The organism is Candidatus Tenderia electrophaga, from assembly GCA_001447805.1.
Classification (GTDB): domain Bacteria; phylum Pseudomonadota; class Gammaproteobacteria; order Tenderiales; family Tenderiaceae; genus Tenderia; species Tenderia electrophaga.
This window is the reverse complement of the sequence record CP013099.1, coordinates 101,529-119,964: the sequence shown is the minus strand read 5'-3', so window position 1 is coordinate 119,964 and position 18,436 is coordinate 101,529. Positions and strand designations below refer to the sequence as shown.

The following is an 18,436-nucleotide window of genomic DNA, read 5'->3' as shown; positions in this document are numbered from 1 at the left end:
GAGTTACCCGGAACCCGCATGCCTTTCAAAAAACTGTTACCGACGACCCTGTTGCTGGTCCTGGTGGTCGGGGGTCTCGGCTGGCTCGCCTACCCGCGCTTGCAGGCCCCTGATGATGGCGACGCCAAACCCGCCGGGGGTGACGAGACACGCCCCGTGCCGGTGGAAACCGCCCTCATCGAACAGCGTCCCATCGCCCTGCGGCGCGGTTTCACCGGCTCCCTGGAGGCGCACGCCGAGTTCACCGTCTCGCCCAAGGTCGACGGTCGCTTGGTCGAATTGGAGGTGGACCTGGGCGACGCCGTCCGCCGCGACCAGGTGGTGGCGCGCCTGGATGACGCCGAGTATCGCCAGAGCGTGGCCCAGGCCGAGGCCGACCTGGCGGTGGCGCGTGCCAATCTGGCCGAGGCGCGCAGCCAGCGGGTGATCGCCGAGCGCGAGCTGGAGCGTCTCGACCAGCTCAGCGAACGCGGCGTCAGCTCCGCCTCCCAGCGCGACGTGGCCAAGGCGGCGCAACTGGCCCGTGAGGCCCACGTCCAGGTCACCCAGGCCCAGGTGATGCGCGCCGAGTCGCAACTGGAGGCGGCACGCATCCGCCTGGGCTACACCCAGGTGCGCGCCGCCTGGCGCGGCGGCAACGACAGTCGCGTGGTGGCCGAACGCTTTCTGGACGAGGGCGAGACAGTGTCGGCCAACGCCCCGCTGCTGCGCATCGTCGAGTTCGACCCCGTCACCGCCGTGTTCTTCGTCACCGAACGCGACTACGCCCGGCTGCAAGCGCAACAGGCCGTGGCATTGAGCACCGACGCCTACCCCGGTGAGACCTTTTCCGGCCGGATCGCCCGCATCGCCCCGGTGTTTCGCGAAAACACCCGTCAGGCGCGGGTGGAGGTGCACGTGGCCAATCCCGACCTGCGCCTCAAGCCCGGCATGTTCGCCCGCGCCCAGGTGATACTGGCGTCGGTGGCAGAGGCCAGGGTGGTCCCGGAACAGGCCCTGACCAAGCGCGACGGTCAGACCGGGGTGTTCGTCGTCGGCGCCGACGGCCGGCGGGCACACTGGCGGCCGGTAACGGTGGGCATCAGCGACGCCGGCAGGGTCCAGATCACAGGTGAGCGGCTGAGCGGCCGGGTGGTCACCCTGGGCCAGCAGCTGCTGGACGACGGCAGCGCCATCACCCGCAGCGGCGCCGAATGAATCTGGCCCGTGCCAGCGTGCGCCGCCCGGTGTTCGCCACCATGGTGACCCTGATGGTGGTGGTGCTGGGCAGCATGGCCCTGAGCCGACTGCAGATCGACCTGCTACCCAGCATCGAGCTGCCCACCATCACCGTGCGCACCGAATACCCGGGCGCCGATCCGGTGGTAATGGAGCGCCTGGTGACCCAAATCGTGGAGGAGATCATCGCCACCGTGCCCGGGGTGGAGGAGCTCACCTCCGAGTCCTACGAGGGCAACAGCCGGGTACGGGTCAGCTTCGAGTGGGGCACCGACATCAACGCCGCGGCGATGGACGTGCAGGCCACCCTGGAGGACGAGGTCAGCGAACTGCCGGACGACATCATCGGCCCGCGCGTGAGCAAGTTCGACGTGGACACCTTTCCGGTGGTGCTGTTGGGCATCTCCAGCCGCCTCGACCCGGTGGAACTCACCCAGCTGGTGGAGGACCAGATCCGCTACCGCTTCGCGCGCGTGCCCGGCGTGGCCCAGGTGGACCCCTGGGGCGGCTTCACGCGCGAGGTGCGCGTGGCCCTGGACCCGGTCAAGCTCAACGCCCTGGGCCTGCCGCTCAACGACATCACCGCCGCCATCGAGGACGCCAACCTGGACCTGCCGGCGGGCAAGATCGAGGCAGGCCAATACGAAGTCACCCTGCGCGCCCCGGCCGAGTTCCGTAATCTGGACCAGATCCGCGCCACGGTGATCACCCGCCGCGACGGCGTGCCGGTGACCCTGGGACAGGTCGCCGCAGTGCAAGACACCTACGAACGTTTGACCCGCATCATCCGCATCAATGGCGAGCGCGGCCTGCGCCTGGCCATCCGCAAACAGCCGGGGGCCAACACCGTGGAGGTAGCCCAGGGCATCCTGGCCGAGGTGGAGGCCATCAACCGCGCCTTTCCCCAGATCCAGGTGGTGCCGGTGATCAACCAGGGCAATTTCATCGAACGGGCCATCGCCAACGTGGCCCAGTCCTTGCTCTACGGCGGCCTGCTGGCGGTGCTGGTGCTGCTGTTCTTTCTCGGCAATCTGCGCAGCACCCTGGTGATCGCCCTGGCCATCCCCATCTCGCTCATCGCCACCTTCGGGCTGCTCTATTTCGGCGGCTTCACCCTCAATCTCATGTCCCTGGGCGGCCTGGCCCTGGGGGTGGGCTTGATGGTGGACAGCTCGGTGGTGGTGCTGGAGAACATCTTCCGCCACCACAGCGAGCGCGGCGAACCCCCTGAAGAGGCGGCGGTGCGCGGCAGCGACGGCGTGGCCTCAGCGGTGCTGGCCGGCACCCTCACCACCCTGGTGATCTTTCTGCCGCTGATCTTCATCCAAGGGGTCTCGGGGGTGCTGTTCAAGGAGCTGGCCTACGTCATCATGTTCTCCCTGGCCTGCGCCCTGCTGGTGGCCCTGGCCCTGGTGCCCATGCTGGCGGCGCGCCTGTTGCGCCGCGGCGCAAAGCCCCAACGCCAGGGCTGGCGCGCGCGCCTGGCGGCCACCAGCGGCCGCGGTCTGGCGGCGCTGGAGACCGGCTATGGCGCTCTGCTCGCCCGCCTGCTGCGGCGGCGCTGGCCGACCCTGCTGGTGGCCCTGCTGCTGTTCGCCGCCAGCCTGCCGCTGGCACCGCTGCTGGGTACCGAGTTCATCCCGCCCAGCGACGAGGGCGAGGTGCGCGTCAGCGGCGAGATGGAGGTGGGCACGCGGCTGGAGCTGATCGACCGCCAGTCGCGCCTCATGGAGCAGATCGTCTTCGCCCACGTGCCCGAGGCGGTCTCCTCGGTGGTGAGCATCACCGCCTCAGGCACCCGCGGCAGCGCCAAGGCGGAAACGGAGATCCGCCTCTCCCTGGTGCCGGCCAAGGCGCGTGAGCGTTCCAACACACAGATCGCCGAGGCCCTGCGTCAACGACTGGAGGGCCAGATCCCGGGCATGACCATCCGCACCCGCGCCCCCCAGGGCCAGTTCCTGCTGGAGCGGCTGCTCAGCAGCGAGGAAGGGGTGACGGTGGAGGTGCGCGGCTTCGAACTGGAGACCCTGGACCTGCTGGCGCGCCAGGTGGCCGAGGCCATGCAAGGTGTGAACGGCATCACCGACGTGGCGCTGAGCCGCGAGGCCGGCATCCCGCAGCAAGAGATCGAGGTGGACCGGGCCAAAGTGGCCGACCTGGGCCTGAGCGTGCGCGACGTCAGCGAGGCCATCCAGATCGCCGTGGCCGGGGCCAAGGCCAGCGAGTACCGCGTGGCGGGCAATTCCTATCGCATCCTGGTGCAATTGGCCGACGCCGAGCAGCGCTCCCTGGATGAAATACTCGACCTCACCCTGCGCACCCCGGAGGAGGGTCTGGTGGCGCTGCGCAACCTGGTTAGCAGCGCGGCCGGCACCGGCCCGGTCACCATCCAGCGCCAGGCCCAGCAGCGCGTGGTGACGGTCAGCGGCAATGTCGCCGGGCGCGACCTGGGCTCGGTGGCCGCGGCCATCCAGGACCGCCTGGACCGCATCCCCCGGCCCGAGGGCTACGACCTGACCATCGCCGGCAACGTCGAGGAGCAGCAGAAGGCCTTTGGTGAGATGCTGGCGGCCCTGATCCTGGCCCTGGCGCTGGTCTACATGGTGCTGGCGGCGCAGTACGAGTCCTTCATCGACCCGCTCATCGTCATGCTCACCGTGCCCCTGGCGGCCATCGGCGTGCTGCTGACCCTGTTTCTCACCGGCACGACCCTGAATCTGCAATCCGGCATCGGCTGCATCATGCTGGGCGGCATCGTGGTGAACAATGCCATCCTGCTGGTGGACCAGGCCGGACGGCTGCGGCGCGAGGGCTTGGCCATCGACGCCGCCGTGGCCGAGGCGGGGCGGCGGCGGCTGCGCCCGGTGCTGATGACCACGTGCACCACCATCCTGGCCCTGCTGCCCCTGGCCCTGGGCATCGGCGAAGGGGCCGACGCTCAGGCGCCGCTGGCGCGCGTGGTGGTGGGCGGTCTGCTCTCCTCGACCTTGATCACCCTGGCGCTGATCCCGGTGGTCTACTCCCTGGTGCACGGCGGGCGGGCGCAGCGGCACGCGGCGCCGTCGACGACGTGAGGCGCGGTATTGAGGTGTTTGCACTATAGTTACTGAATTAAAGGATTCAGGGACGCCTCAACCATGAGCGATCACCGGCTGGTAAGCACATTGACCTTGTGGGAGCCCCCACCACCGTCCGGCGACGAAAAAGAAACGGAAGAGGACGAGCGATTCAGCCAATGGAATGTCAACTTCCTCACCCGCAAGCCGCCGCTGCCCCAGTGGCGCGACCATTTTCTCAAGCGCTACAGCGACGCCTTTGAACTGCACGCGCGCGCCTTAGTGGCCACCCTCTCCACCAAGCTCACCATTCCCCGCCCCCATCCAACCCTGTGGATGCAGCCGCGGCGCATTCGCGCGACGCTCTCACCGACCCTGCGCAAGCACACCGGCTTCGCCGATCGCAGCGAGAATGTTTGGAAGGCGGTGCAAAAATATTTCCAGCCCATCCAGCAGGCGGTGGCGCGGCCGGCGTATCTGGATTTCATCGCCTGGCCGCTGTATCTGATGATCGTCGCCTCGCGCAGCGGTGCCGGCGTCACCTTCAACCTGGATGTGCCGCGCCAGAATTTCGCCCGGCTGGAGGCGCGCAAGGTCAAGGGCGAGGCCGGGGCCCGCCTGGCGCTGTTGGAATCCATATTCTCGGCTTATACGCGCGTGGAAGAGGTGCCGGGCCTAAGCATCGCACCGAACCGCAATCTGCTGATCGGTGAACGGCTCGCCGAGATCCTGGAAGACGCCTATCTGCTGGAGGCCTCGTCGAAGCTGAAAAAATTCTTCAGCATTCAAACTAACAAGGCCGCCCTGAAGCGAGATCTGCGCATACTGACCCGTCAGCTGGAAAAGCGCTCCTGGGCGCGCAATGCGGTGAAGGGCACGACCCAGCTCGCCACCCTGGGCAGCGACATGAATGCCGTAGGCGCCGCCCTGGGCGAGGTGCTCGCCGGGGCCGGGGTACGCAGTTACGGCGCCCCACCCATCCTGGACCGGCGCATGCTGGAACTGGAGCACAGTCTGCCGGGCGGTACGGTCAACACCCATTACCGCCTGGTGACGGCGGACACCGCCCCCACCGGCAACAGCCGGCTCAACGCCAGCCATGGCGAGTGGGGCACACCGAACTTTTAGGCGGCAAGCGTGCTCAAGCTTAGCAATGCCATGGCGCGCTGGGGAACAGCCGACTTCGAAGACACCCTGAAGTCGGAGATCGAGCAGTTGTCGGTGGCGCAGCTGCCCTTGCAACAAGCCCTGTCCAGCAGCAGCTATGCCCTGGATCAACCGTTCCAGGTGATGGTCAACGCCGTGTCGGATCGCGGCGCAGTTGTCGGCGTGAAGGCGGGGATCTTTTATGCCGGCACGGTCGCCGGCTGCAGCTGTGCAGACGACCCCACACCGGCGGCAGTGCAGCCGGAATACTGCGAGCTTGAGTTTATTATCGACAAACAGACGGGCGCCGCCCGGGTCCGACTCTTGTCAGAAGATTAGATTTTTTCGCATTATGCGATAAATTTTTTTCTCGCCCATCCCGCTGGCACACCGGCGTGACCGGTCACTCACCCGCCAGCAGACGTCGCACATCGACCGCCAGGGTCTGCAGGGGGGCGTTGAGCTTGTAGAAGGCGCGGATTCGCCCTTGAGGGTCGATGAGATAGATGATGGCGGTGTGCGCAAGACTGTATTCCCCCGCCGTTTCCCCCGCTTCCTTTTCAAAGCGAGTGCCGTATTGCTCGGCCACCTGCCTTGTCTCGGCCATGCTGCCGCTGAGGCCGACGAAGCCGGGGTCGAAATAGGCCATGTACTCGCGCAGGCGCTCGGGGGTGTCACGCGCCGGGTCCAGGGTGATAAACAACACCTGAACTCGCTCCCCATCTTCGTCCAGGGCATGGACCAGGCGCTTCAGGGTGAACAGGGTGGTGGGACAGATATCCGGGCAATGGGTATAGCCAAAGCTCAGCAACACCACCTTGCCGGCGTAGTCCGACAGGCTCAGCGCCTGGCCGTGTTGATCGGTGAGGGTGAATTCCCCGCCCCACTTATCATGGACCTTGAGCGGGGTCTGGGCACTGCCCAACGTCGGATAGCTCAGGCACGTCAGCAGGAGCAGGAATAGGCGGCAATAGGGATACAGTGGGATCATCCCCACTCTATCGGGAGATGGCAACAGGACTTAAGTCGGGACAGCCTCGTAGCGGCCGATGGCGGCATCTACAAAGCGCAGCTTGTCCGCCACCGCCGGGGTCACAACGAAGGGATAGGCGTCCTGCAGGCCCAGACTGCGATTGAGTTCATTGACGCTGACTGCCAACGTGTCCCAGCGCTGCAACAGACGGTCGATGGGCTCGACATCCGACAAGGGCACTATAATCCCACGCGCGGCGGCGGTCTCCAGGGTATCCAGCATGTGCAGATAGTGGGCGAAGCATTCGGCCCAGTCCTCGATGGGATGGGCACTGGCATAGGCGCTGATGTAGTCGTTCTCCCAGCCCGCCAGGGCGCCTTGATTGTAGTAGCGCTGCAAGGCCTGGCCGTAGGGCTGGCCGGGGTCACCGAACAGGGCCATGAAGCCCTGGCGATCAGGCACCAGCAGTTCGAAATAATAGTGTCCCGACTCGTGGCGGAAATGACCCAGCACGGTGCGATAGCGTTCGCTGCTCAGCTCACGCTGCCAGACCCGTTGCACATCGTCGGCCTCCAAGACATTGAGGGTAATCACGCCCTTGAAATGGCCGGTGGTGACAAATTCCTGAGGCACGGCCGGATTGCTGCGTTGGTCTTCGAGAAAATCAAAACTCAGGCCGCGTGGATAACCGGCCACCGGCGCCTCTAAGGGCAGGCCCAGTTCCAACAGACCGTAGATGAGACGGCGTTTGGCCTGCTCGATACGGCCCCAGCGCTCCAGGTTTTGCGGGATGGAGATGTTGGGGATGGTGCGATTGAGGCGACAGGCGACACACAGTGGATTGCTGTCGCCCACCTCCACCAGGCCGTTGCAGACACCGTAGTTGAGTCGGTTGCCGCAGAGGCGATAGGCCACCCCGTTTTCCTCGCACCACCAGCCGTCCCCTCCCCTCTGTGCCAGGGCGACCATGGTGCCGCGCTGCGGATCGTAGCCCAGATGACGACCACAGCGCTGGCACCGCCTGTTTTCGAAAAAGACCTCTTGACCGCAGTGACATTGAAACCGCTTCATAATGACAAACCGCCTGTTCGCCTGGCTGGGGGATCAGCTTAACAAAGATTGTCCGTGCGCATCAGCGGCGTGGCTGATCCTGGGTCAACTGCTCCAGCATGCCCTCCATGCGTTCCAGGCGCTGTTCCATCTCGGCAGTGTGTTCCCGTATCCAATGCACCTCGCCGGCCTCGCCCTCGCCCTGTTCGACGCTGAGCTTGTCGTGTTCCTTCTGCATCACATCCAAGACCACGCCAATCATCATATTGAGAAACACGAAGGCGGTGAGAAAGATGAAGGTCAGATAATAGACCCAACTGAAGGAATAGACCTCCATGGTCTCGTACATGACATCGGTCCAATCCTCGAAGGTGGCGACGCGAAACAGGGTCAGCATGGCGATGCTCACATCCCCCCACAGCACCGGATTGATCTTTTCGAACCAGAAGCTGCCGATGGCGCCGTAGATGTAAAAGATAATAAACATCAGCAGGGCCACATAACCGATACGCGGCACGGCCTTGACCAGGGCATCCATGAGTATGCGCAGCTCGGGGATCATGGAGACCAGACGCAAGACCCGGAAGATGCGCAACAGCCGTGCCACCAACACCATTTCGCTTTCGTCCACCGGGATCAGGCTAGCGCTCACCACCAGAAAATCGAAAATGTTCCAGCCGTTTTTGAAAAAGTCTCGAAAGCGCTTTTCCGCCGCCATACGAATCAATAACTCGACGAGAAAAAACACCGTGACGGCAATATCGAAAAATTTCAGCACGCCCATCCAGCCGGGACCGATGTCGTAAGTGGTCACCCCGACCATCATGGCCGACAGGATGATGATACTGATCACGGCGATTTCGAAGAATTTGTTGCTGCGGATGATGAGAAAACGCGCTCTCCAGCCCAGGGCGTCCACACTCATGCTTGTTACTCCCAACGGTTGTTTCAGAATGCCCGGCATTGTAACCGAGGCGGCTTGTATTTTGATCGGCCAAAAAAAACCGGGCGCGGGCCCGGCAGTCGTTTGATGATGTAGGGGGTGCGGATCAGGTCGCCATGGTGCCTTTGAGTTTCTTCATGGCGTTGTTTTCCAACTGTCGAATGCGTTCGGCGGAGACGCCGTACTTATCGGCCAGTTCGTGCAGGGTCGCCTTGCGCTCCGCCAGCCAGCGGCTGCTGAGAATGTCGAAGCTACGCTCGTCCAGCTGCTGCAGGGCGCCGTGCAATTTCTCTTCGTTCTGGGCCTGCCATTGATCCTGTTCCAGCTCACTGGCCGGATCGAGGCGCTGATCGGTGAGATAGGCCACCGGCGCGGCACCGATCTCCTCGTCATCGCCGGCGGCGGTGAAGGGATCGAAGGAGGCGTCGTGGGCATTGAGACGTGACTCCATCTCGCGCACATTGTCCTCGCTCACGCCCAGGTCGGCGGCCACGGTCTGGATCTCGTCCTCGCTCATCCAACCCAGGCGGGCGCGGGCCTTGCGCAGGTTGAAGAACAGCTTGCGCTGCGCCTTGGTGGTGGCCACCTTGACGATGCGCCAGTTGCGCAGGATGTATTCGTGAATCTCGGCCTTGATCCAGTGCACGGCGAAGGAGACCAGGCGCACGTTCATGTCGGGATCGAAGCGCTTGACCGCCTTCATCAGGCCGATGCTGCCCTCTTGGATGAGATCGGCCTCGGGCAGTCCATAGCCGCGGTAGCTGCGCGCGATGTAGGCGACGAAGCGCAGGTTGCACAGCACCAGGCGGCGCGCCGCCTCCAGATCGTTGTCACGGTGTAATCGGATGGCCAACTCACGCTCTTCCTCGGCACTGAGCACCGGGATGCGGGCGACCGCCGCCTGGTAGGCCTCAATGCTGTGGGTCGGAAGGGCCAAAGCCAAATCCATGCCTTTACCCATGCTGTCGTTCATATCGATGTGATACCCCTTTGAATAAGTTTTCCGAGTTTAGAAATGTAGACCCCGAGCCGGCATATTGCCAGTGCGAATCCACTGCTGCCACTCCAAGAATTGCTTGCAAAATATTCTAGCACTCAATCCCTATGAGTGCTAACCGACCCCAAAGTTCCGACGATTAATCTCGCAAAATCAAAATCTTAGGCGGGCTCTATGGCGCGCAAGCGACGTCCGGTGGCGAGCCAGGCGCCGAGCAGGCCGAGCAGCGGGCCGAGCAGCAATAATAATAGAGTGGTCCTGATATCCACCAGCCCCAGGGAGAAGTCGCTGCCGTAGAGCCGCGCCAGCTGCCGCACCGGACCGTTCAGGCTGAACAACAACAGATTCACGAACAGCCAGGCCAACAGGCTGCCAAATAGCCCGAACCACATGCCGTTGTAGAGAAACGGGCGGCGCACAAAGGCGTCGCTGCCGCCGATCAGCTTGACCACCTCGATCTCGTCATACCGGCTCTGGATCGCCAGGCGGATGGTATTGCCGATAACGAACAGCACGGTCAGGGCCAACAGGCCGCCGAGCAGCAACACGGCGCGCTGGGCCAGGCCGATCAGGCTGTGCAGGCGCTGCACCCATTCCAGATCGAGCTGGGCCAGCTCCACCTCGGGCAGCTGGCTCAGGCGCGCCAGCAAGGCCTCGGCGGCGGCCGGGGCCTGGTGGGCCATGGCCGGGGCCACGACCACGACGCCGGGCAGGGGATTGTCGTCGAGCAGGGCCAGGGCGTCGCCCAGGCCGGAGTTTTGCTTGAAGTCGCTCAGGGCCTGCTGCGGGCTGATGTAGTCCAGACGACCGATCTCGGGCCAAGCGCCCAATTCCTGCATCAATTGGGCGGCGCGCCGCTCGGAGACGTCGGGCTTGAGGAACAGGGAGACCTGGGCCGATTCCTGCCACGAGGCGCCCAGACCGGCGATCTTGTCGAGAAATACATGCAGGGTGGCGGGCAGGGCCAGGGCGATGCCGATCACCAGGGCGGTCATGAGATTGCCGCCCGGGGAGCGGCCCAGCTGGGCCAGGGACGTGGTCAGGACGTGAAAATGGAGGCCGAAATAATTGCGCAGCCGTCGCCCGATACCGACGCGGCCGCTGCGCTTAGCGGCCGGGCCGCGCTTGAGCGGCGCCGGCTTGGCCTCGCGCTTGGGCGCCGAGCGACTCGCCCCCGTGTTAACCCGTCTGCGCGCCAAGCTCGCCTCCTTGGTCCGCCACCATCCGCCCGCGGCGCAGGGCGAGGATGCGTTTTTCCAGGCGCCCGATCAACTCCAGATCATGAGAGGCGATCAGCACGGTCACCCCCACTTGGTTGAACTGCTCGAACAGGGCCATGATCTCGCGCGACAGGGCCGGGTCCAGATTACCGGTGGGTTCGTCGGCGAGCAGCAGCTTGGGGCGATTGACCACTGCGCGGGCGATGCCGACGCGCTGACGCTCGCCGCCGGAGAGGGATATGGGAAAATCATGCTCGCGGCTCAGCAGGCCCACCTTGTCCAGCGCGGCCCGCACCCGCCGGCCCACCTCACGCGGATGATGATCCCCCGAGACCAGCAGCGGCAGGGCCACGTTGTCGAAGACATTGCGGTCGTTGAGCAGCTTGCTGTCCTGGAAGATGATGCCGATGTCGCGCCGCAGCGCGGGGATATGACGGCGTTTGACCCGGCCCAGGTGTTTGTCGTCAATGATCACCTGACCGGCGCTGGGGCGTTCAATGAGGGGGATCATTTTCAGCAGGGTGCTTTTGCCGGCGCCCGAGTGGCCGGTGAGAAACACCATCTCACCCCGCCCGACGTGAAAACTGACCTCGTTCAGGGCCTCGTAGCCATTGGTATAGCGCTTGGTGACATTACTGAAATGAATCATGCCGGCTGCCGCGATCCCGGTGAGAACTGCGGACTAGGCCTCCGTCTCGGGTCTGACCAATAGCGCGTCGACAAATTCATCGGCCTTGAAATCGCGCAGGTCGTCGATGCCCTCGCCCACGCCGATCAGGCGGATGGGCAGTCCCAGCTTCTTGGCAATGGCAAATACCACGCCGCCCTTGGCGGTGCCGTCGAGCTTGGTCAGCGCCAGGCCGCTGACCCCCACGGCCTGGTGGAACTGCTCGGCCTGGGCCACGGCGTTCTGACCGATGCCGCCGTCCAGCACCAGCAACACCTCATGCGGGGCCTGTTCGTCCAGCTTGCCCATCACCCGTTTGATCTTCTTCAGCTCTTCCATCAGGTTGGACTGGGTATGCAGGCGGCCGGCGGTATCGACGATGAGCACATCGACCTGACGCGCCTTGGCTGCCTGCACCGCATCGAAGGCCACCGAGGCCGGATCGGCATTGCGCTGCTGCGCCACCACCGGCACGTTATTGCGCTCACCCCAGGTCTGCAGTTGTTCCACCGCCGCGGCGCGGAAGGTGTCGCCGGCCGCCAGCATGACGGACTTACCCTCGCTCTGGAAACGCTTGGCCAGCTTGCCGATGGTGGTGGTCTTGCCGGCACCGTTAATGCCGACCATGAGGATGACATAGGGCTGGGTCTGCGCCTCCAAGCTCAGCGGCCGTTCTACCGGCTGCAGGATCTCGAGCATATTGTCGCGCAATGCGGCGAACAAGGCATCCACATCGTTGAGCTGCTTACGCTTCATGCGCGCGGTGAGGTCCTCGATGATCGCCATGGTGGCCTCCACGCCCACATCGGCGCTGAGCAGCTGGGTTTCCAGCTCATCCAGCACCTCGGCGTCGATGGTCTTCTTACCCATCACCAGGCTGGCGACGCCTTCACTGATGTTGCTGCTGGTACGGCTGAGACGTTCCTTCAAACGGCCGAAAAAACCCGTTTTGGCGGGCTTCGGCGGGTCGGCGGATTCGGCGCTGCGGTGTTCTTCCGCCGGTGCGTGCACCGCTTGCGGCGCGGGTGCGCCGGTTGATTCTTCCTGTGCCGACGTTTCGACTGGCGCTGCGGTGTCGGCAGCGGCCGCGTTCGACTCGGTATCGACCGGCTTGGCCGCGTCGTCACCTTTATCCTTTTTTAGAAAACCAAACATAAAACCCCTGGTTTTAAGAGCATGTCGTTGAATGAATTCTTGATTGGTCCCGCGGTCGAAACCTGGACCACGCTGGGATAGGATATGCTACCACAAGTGTCCTTCACCCCAGACACGCAAGCAGATCAACAAAGGGAAGCATGCATGAAAATAAAAGTGACCTGTTTGGCGCTGTTGTGCGCCGTTTTCGCGGTCCCTGCCGGCGCCGCCGCCGAGGTCCACGAATACAGCCTGGATAACGGCATGAAGGTGTTCGTCAAGGAAGATCACCGCGCCCCGGTAGTGGCCACCATGGTCTGGTACCGGGTCGGCAGCAGTTACGAGTACAACGGCATCACCGGCGTGTCCCACGTGCTGGAACACATGATGTTCAAGGGTACGGAAAAGTACGGCCCGGGCGAGTTCTCGCGCATCATCGCCGAGAACGGCGGCAAGGAAAACGCCTTCACCAGCCGCGATTACACCGCCTATTTTCAGCGCCTGCACAAGGACCGCCTCGAGATCAGCATGAAGCTGGAGGCCGACCGCATGCGCAACATGAAGGTGTTGGATGAGGAATTCGCCAAGGAGATCCAGGTGGTCATGGAGGAACGCCGCATGCGCACCGAGGACAATCCCGAGGCCTTGACCTACGAGGCCTTTAACGCCAGTGCCTTCCTCACCAGCCCCTATCGCTGGCCGGTGATCGGCTGGATGAACGATCTGGAACACATGACCGCCGACGACATCCGCGCCTGGTACCAGGTCTGGTACGCCCCCAACAATGCCGCCCTGGTGGTGGCCGGCGACGTGGATCCGGACCAGGTCTTCGCCCTGGCGCAGAAACACTTCGGGCCGCTGCAGCCCATGTCCAACCTTACCCCGCCCAAACCGCGTGAAGAGGCGCCGCAACGCGGCGAGCGCCGTATCAGCGTCAAGGTCCCGGCCGAACTCCCCTATCTCATCATGGGCTACAAGGCGCCGGTGGTAGAACCCGGCGACGACGACGATTACGAGCCCTACGCCCTGGACGTGCTGGCCAGCATTCTCGACGGCGGCAACAGCGCCCGCTTCGCCAAGAACCTGGTGCGCGGCCAGCAGGTGGCCGCCAATGCCGGCGCCGGCTACAGCGCCTTTTCGCGCCTGGAAACTCTGTTCCTGTTCGACGGCAATCCGGCCCAGGGACACACCATCCCCGAGCTGGAAACGGCCATTCGCAAGGAGATCGACAAGGTCAAGAACGAGCTGGTGAGCACCGACGAACTGGCCCGCATCAAGGCCCAGGTGATCGCCGGCGAGGTCTATCAACTAGACTCGGTGTTCTACCAAGCCATGCAGATCGGCCGCCTCGAGAGCGTGGGCCTGGATTGGCGCCTGGCCGATGAATACGCCGAACGCATCCAGCAAGTCACGGCCGAGCAGGTGCGCGCGGTGGCGCGCAAATATCTGGTCGACGAACACCTGACTGTGGCGGTGCTGAAGCCCCAGCCGCTGGACGGCAAGCAAGCGCCCCGCCCCGCCCCCGGCCTGCGTCACTAATCGAACAAAAACAGAACAGGATTCGTATCATGCTCAAGCGAGAACTCAGACTCTTTCATTGGCTCTGCGCCGCCCTTTTATGCATCGGCGGCGGCCTGGCTCAGGCCGCCCCCGAAATCCAACACTGGCGCACCGACAACGGCGCACGGGTATATTACGTGCCCGCCCCCGAACTGCCCATGGTGGACGTGCGCGTCATCTTCGACGCCGCCGGGGCGCGCGACAAGATCCCCGGCACGGCGTTGATGACCAACGCCCTGCTGGCCGAGGGCGCGGGCGACATGGACGCCGACGAGATCGCCGACGCCTTCGCCGCGGTGGGCGCCCAATTCAGCACCAGCTCGCATCAGGATATGTCGGTGGTCAGCCTGCGCAGTCTGACACGGCCTGAATTGCTCGACCCGGCGGTGGCCACCGCCACCCGGGTCATCAGCCAGCCGACCTTTTCCAAACAGGCGCTGGAACGGGAGCGCAAGCGCCTGCTGATCGCCCTGCAGGCCGAAAAACAATCGCCGGGGGCCATCGCCAGCGATGCCTTTTTCGCCGCCGCCTATGGCGACCACCCCTACGCCACGGACGCCAACGGCACCGAGGACTCGGTCAAGCAGATCAAACGCAAACACCTGGTGGAACACCATCGGCGCTACTACGTCGGCAACAACGCCATTATCGCCATCGTCGGCGCGGTGGACCGGGAGCAGGCGGCGCAATTGGCCGAGACCCTGCTCGGCCGGCTGCCCGCCGGCGAGGCCGCCCCGCCCCTGCCCAAGGTCGAGCCTTTGAAACAGGCCCAGCTCATCAAGAAGGACTTCCCGTCCAGCCAAACCCACCTGCTGGTGGGTCAGCCGGCCCTCAGGCGCGGTGATGACGATTACTTCCCGCTCTATGTCGGCAACCACGTCCTGGGCGGCAGCGGCCTGGTGTCGCAACTGAGCGAAGAAATCCGCGACAAGCGCGGCCTGGCCTACAGCAGCTACAGCTACTTCAGCCCTATGACCCGGCGCGGCCCGTTCCGCATGGGTCTGCAGACCCGCAACGACCAGGCCGAAGAGGCCTTGGACATCCTCAAACAGACCCTGGTGAAATTCATGCAGAACGGTCCCAGCGGGGATGAGCTGGAGGCGGCCAAAAAGAACATTACCGGCGGCTTCGCCCTGAACCTGGACAGCAACAGCAAGATCATTGAAAACATCGCCATGATCGGCTTTTACGAGTTGCCGCTGGATTATCTCGACAGCTTTACAGACAACGTCGATGCCGTCACCATCGAGCAAATCAAGCAGGCCTTCGCCCGTCACTTGGATCCGGACACCATGGTCACGATCATGGTGGGCGGCGAGGCCGAGGGCAGTTGAGCAGGGGCCAACTGCGCATCATCGGCGGCCAGTGGCGCGGCCGCAGACTGAGCTTTCCCAGCGTCGCCGACCTGCGCCCCAGCGCCGACCGGGTGCGCGAAACCCTGTTCAACTGGTTGCAGGCTGACATCGCCGGCGCCCGCTGTCTCGATCTGTTCGCCGGCAGCGGCGCGCTGGGGCTGGAGGCCTTATCACGCGGTGCCGCCGAGGTGCTGATGGTGGAGGAGAATGCCCAGGCGGCGGCACAGATTCGCCAGCACCTGCAGACCTTGCATGGCCGGGCGGGGCGGGTAATTCAGGCCGACGTCTTTGCATTTTTGCAAGGCCCCGCCGCGGCGTTTGATGTGGTGTTCCTCGATCCGCCCTACCGGCTCGACTGCCTGGCACAGTGCTGCGCCCTGCTTGAACAAGGCGGCTGGCTGGCGCCCAAGGCCTATATCTATCTGGAAGACCTGAGCCAACGGCCGCCCCCCGCGCTGCCCGCCCAGTGGCAGTTGTTGCGCAGCAAGAAGGCCGGTGACGTGGGCTACCATCTGGCCGCAGCGGCGCCAGGTTCATGATATGATTCAAGCCTTTAGGCCTACTGGTCGGGCACCGTAAACCGGGGAGCACAGCCATGACTCAAACCGCCATCTATCCGGGCACCTTTGACCCGATCACCAACGGACACACCGACCTGATCCAGCGTGCCAGCCGGCTGTTCGACAAGGTCATCGTGGCGATCGCCGCGCACAGCGGCAAGCAACCGGCGTTTGAATTGCAGGAGCGCATCGCCCTGGCCGAGCAGGTGCTGGCGGATATGGACAAGGTGGAGATATGCGGTTTCGACACCCTGCTGGTGGATTTCGCCCGCCAGAAACGGGCCGATGTCATCCTGCGCGGCCTGCGCGCGGTATCCGATTTCGAGTACGAATTCCAGCTCACCGGCATGAACCGTAAGCTGGCGCCGCAGATCGAGACGCTGTTTTTGATGCCGGCCGAGCAATACACCTACATTTCTTCCAGTTTAGTGAAAGAAGTGGGCCGGCTGGGCGGCGATGTCAGCGGTTTTGTCCATGAGGCGGTTTTTCGGGCACTCAGGAACAAACTTGCGATAAAATAGGTCGACATTAAACCGGCTGAACATATCGCTAACCGTAGTTTTAGAGAAGAAGGTAGTTAGTCATGGCTTTAATCATCACCGACGAATGCATTAACTGCGACGTCTGCGAACCGGAGTGCCCCAACAGCGCCATTTCCCAGGGCGACGAGATCTATGAGATCGATCCCAATCTGTGCACCGAGTGTGTCGGCCACTACGACACCCCTCAGTGTGTTGAGGTCTGTCCGGTGGATTGCATCCCGAAGGATCCGGATCATGTGGAATCCAAAGAACAGTTGATGGAGAAGTACAAGCACATCACCGCCGACGCCTAAGTGCCGTAGCCATGAGGATCAGCTTCTCATACGCCGGCGATTTTTCGCGGCAACATCTGACAGCGGGGCTTCTGACCCTGCTGTTGTCGTTTATGGGCGGCGCCCAGGCGCAAACACCACCCGCCGCCGCCGTGGCCAGCGCCCATCCCTTGGCCACCGCTGCCGGCCACGAGATCCTCGCCGCCGGCGGCAACGCCTTCGACGCCGCCGTGGCCGTGAGCGCCACCCTGGCGGTGGTGGAGCCCACCGGCTCCGGCTTGGGCGGCGGCGGCTTCTGGCTGCTGCATCGCGCCGCGGACGGTTTCGAAACCATGGTGGACGGCCGTGAGCGCGCACCGCTGGCGGCCCATCGGGATATGTATCTGGACGCCGCAGGCGAGGTCGTGCCCGGCCTGTCCATGAACGGCCCGTTGGCGGCGGGCATTCCCGGTGAGCCGGCGGCCCTGGTGCATATCGCTGATAAATATGGCCGCCTGCCGCTCAAGCAAAGTCTGGCCCCGGCCATCCGTGCCGCCCGCGAGGGCTTCGCCGTAGACGAGCATTATCGCGTATTGGCCCGCTTCCGCCTCAAACACCTGCAAGACGACGCCGAGACGGCGCGCATCTTTCTGCACGACAATGAGCTGCCGCCGCCGGGACACGTCATCAAACAGCCGGAACTGGCCGAGACACTGACGGCCATCGCCGAACACGGCCGTGACGGTTTCTACGCCGGGAAGCTCGCGCAAAGATTGGTCGACGGCGTGCGCCGGGGCGGCGGCATCTGGACCCTGGAGGACCTGCGGCAATACCAGGTCGTGGAACGGGCGCCCATCCGCGGCGACTATCGCGGCATGCGCATCAGCTCCGCCGCGCCGCCCTCCTCCGGCGGCATCGCCTTGGTGACCATGCTCAATATCCTGGCTGGCTTCGAGCTGGACCAGATGGATGAGACGACGCGCATCCATACCATTGTCGAGGCCATGCGGCGCGCCTATCGCGACCGTGCCGAATACCTGGGCGACAGCGATTTCGTCGAGGTGCCGGTGGCCATGCTGACCCATCCCCTGTATGCCGCCGGACTGCGCAACAGCATCCGCCTGGATCGCGCCACCCCCAGCCGTCTGCTGCCGGGGATCGATCACAACACCCCCGGCCAGGACACCACCCACTTTTCTATTCTCGACCAAGACGGCAACCGCGTCGCCGCCACCCTGAGCATCAATTATCCCTTCGGTGCGGTGTTTATCCCGCCCGGCACCGGGGTGTTGCTGAACAACGAAATGGATGATTTTTCCGCCAAACCCACGGTGCCCAACGCCTACGGCCTGGTGGGCGCCGAGGCCAATGCCATCGCCCCCGGCAAACGCCCCCTGTCGAGCATGAGCCCCACCTTTCTGGAAACCGAAGACCGGGTGGCGATTCTCGGCACCCCCGGCGGCAGTCGCATCATCACCATGGTGCTACTGGGCGCGCTGGAATTCGCCGCCGGCAGGCCGCCCTTGGACTGGGTCAGCCGGCCCCGCTTCCATCATCAATATCTGCCCGACGCCATTCAATTCGAGCCGGGCGCCATCAGCGCTGGACAACAGGCACAACTCGAACGCCTGGGCCATGAGCTGAAACCCATGACGCGCCGCTACGGCGACATGCAGTCCATCCTGTGGCACGTACAGGCCGGCCGGGTAGCGGCGGCCAGCGATCCGCGCGGCGGCGGCGCGGCACGGCTTAGGGAGCATTGAG

The 18,436-nt window shown here is 64.1% G+C and carries 17 protein-coding genes; 10 read left to right on the top strand and 7 right to left on the bottom strand.

All coding sequences use genetic code 11. The features are described from left to right. Positions 1-18 precede the first annotated feature (18 nt). The 4 genes from Tel_00610 to Tel_00595 all read left to right on the top strand — a co-directional run bounded on the left by Tel_00610 (position 19) and on the right by Tel_00595 (position 5,759). Entirely contained in the window at positions 19-1,197 is a 1,179-nt protein-coding gene (locus tag Tel_00610) for an RND transporter (GenBank protein ALP51759.1), read from the top strand. Continuing rightward, on the top strand, positions 1,194-4,292 hold the full coding sequence (locus tag Tel_00605; protein ALP51758.1) for an acriflavin resistance protein: 3,099 nt from the start codon (positions 1,194-1,196) through the stop codon (positions 4,290-4,292). The genes Tel_00610 and Tel_00605 overlap by 4 nt, the downstream gene beginning before the upstream one ends. 63 nt (positions 4,293-4,355) lie before the next feature. Then, positions 4,356-5,402 (top strand): hypothetical protein, encoded by a 1,047-nt coding sequence (locus Tel_00600; protein ALP51757.1) that lies wholly within the window; start codon positions 4,356-4,358, stop codon positions 5,400-5,402. Between the two features lie 9 nt (positions 5,403-5,411). Next, positions 5,412-5,759, top strand: a complete 348-nt coding sequence (locus Tel_00595) for a hypothetical protein (protein ALP51756.1) — start codon at positions 5,412-5,414, stop codon at positions 5,757-5,759. Positions 5,760-5,823: 64 nt separating this feature from the next. Here Tel_00595 and Tel_00590 read toward each other — a convergent pair whose 3' ends face one another. The 7 genes from Tel_00590 to Tel_00560 form a co-directional block, all read right to left on the bottom strand. Then, positions 5,824-6,411 (bottom strand): hypothetical protein, encoded by a 588-nt coding sequence (locus Tel_00590; protein ID ALP51755.1) that lies wholly within the window; start codon positions 6,409-6,411, stop codon positions 5,824-5,826. Positions 6,412-6,441: 30 nt separating this feature from the next. Further along, entirely contained in the window at positions 6,442-7,464 is a 1,023-nt protein-coding gene (locus tag Tel_00585; protein ALP51754.1) for a hypothetical protein, read from the bottom strand. Between the two features lie 61 nt (positions 7,465-7,525). Continuing rightward, a complete protein-coding gene (locus tag Tel_00580) occupies positions 7,526-8,368 on the bottom strand; it encodes a hypothetical protein (protein ALP51753.1) in 843 nt (280 codons plus the stop codon). 124 nt (positions 8,369-8,492) lie between these two features. After that, positions 8,493-9,359: an RNA polymerase factor sigma-32 gene (locus Tel_00575; GenBank protein ALP51752.1), complete on the bottom strand. Its 867-nt coding sequence runs from the start codon at positions 9,357-9,359 to the stop codon at positions 8,493-8,495. A 185-nt stretch (positions 9,360-9,544) separates the two neighbouring features. Further along, positions 9,545-10,582 carry a hypothetical protein gene (locus tag Tel_00570; protein ALP51751.1) on the bottom strand — a complete coding sequence of 346 codons (1,038 nt, stop codon included), beginning with the start codon at positions 10,580-10,582 and terminating at the stop codon, positions 9,545-9,547. Continuing rightward, positions 10,563-11,252, bottom strand: a complete 690-nt coding sequence (locus tag Tel_00565; protein ALP51750.1) for a cell division ATP-binding protein FtsE — start codon at positions 11,250-11,252, stop codon at positions 10,563-10,565. The genes Tel_00570 and Tel_00565 overlap by 20 nt, the downstream gene beginning before the upstream one ends. Before the next feature lie 33 nt (positions 11,253-11,285). Further along, on the bottom strand, positions 11,286-12,281 hold the full coding sequence (locus Tel_00560; protein ALP54677.1) for a cell division protein FtsY: 996 nt from the start codon (positions 12,279-12,281) through the stop codon (positions 11,286-11,288). 288 nt (positions 12,282-12,569) lie between these two features. Here Tel_00560 and Tel_00555 point away from each other — a divergent pair, with 288 nt between their 5' ends. The 6 genes from Tel_00555 to Tel_00530 all read left to right on the top strand — a co-directional run bounded on the left by Tel_00555 (position 12,570) and on the right by Tel_00530 (position 18,435). Then, complete coding sequence (locus Tel_00555) at positions 12,570-13,943, top strand: peptidase M16 (GenBank protein ALP51749.1); 1,374 nt, start codon at positions 12,570-12,572, stop codon at positions 13,941-13,943. Between the two features lie 83 nt (positions 13,944-14,026). Beyond that, positions 14,027-15,298, top strand: coding sequence for a zinc protease (locus Tel_00550; protein ALP54676.1), 1,272 nt, complete (start codon positions 14,027-14,029; stop codon positions 15,296-15,298). 11 nt (positions 15,299-15,309) lie between these two features. Then, on the top strand, positions 15,310-15,858 hold the full coding sequence (locus tag Tel_00545) for a 16S rRNA (guanine(966)-N(2))-methyltransferase RsmD (protein ID ALP54675.1): 549 nt from the start codon (positions 15,310-15,312) through the stop codon (positions 15,856-15,858). Positions 15,859-15,914: 56 nt separating this feature from the next. Continuing rightward, positions 15,915-16,400 carry a phosphopantetheine adenylyltransferase gene (locus Tel_00540; protein ID ALP51748.1) on the top strand — a complete coding sequence of 162 codons (486 nt, stop codon included), beginning with the start codon at positions 15,915-15,917 and terminating at the stop codon, positions 16,398-16,400. Between the two features lie 62 nt (positions 16,401-16,462). Then, complete coding sequence (locus Tel_00535) at positions 16,463-16,714, top strand: ferredoxin (GenBank protein ID ALP51747.1); 252 nt, start codon at positions 16,463-16,465, stop codon at positions 16,712-16,714. 11 nt (positions 16,715-16,725) lie between these two features. Further along, the gene (locus tag Tel_00530; GenBank protein ID ALP51746.1) at positions 16,726-18,435 is read left to right on the top strand and encodes a gamma-glutamyltransferase; all 1,710 of its coding nucleotides are present in this window, start codon (positions 16,726-16,728) and stop codon (positions 18,433-18,435) included. Position 18,436: the final 1 nt, after the last annotated feature.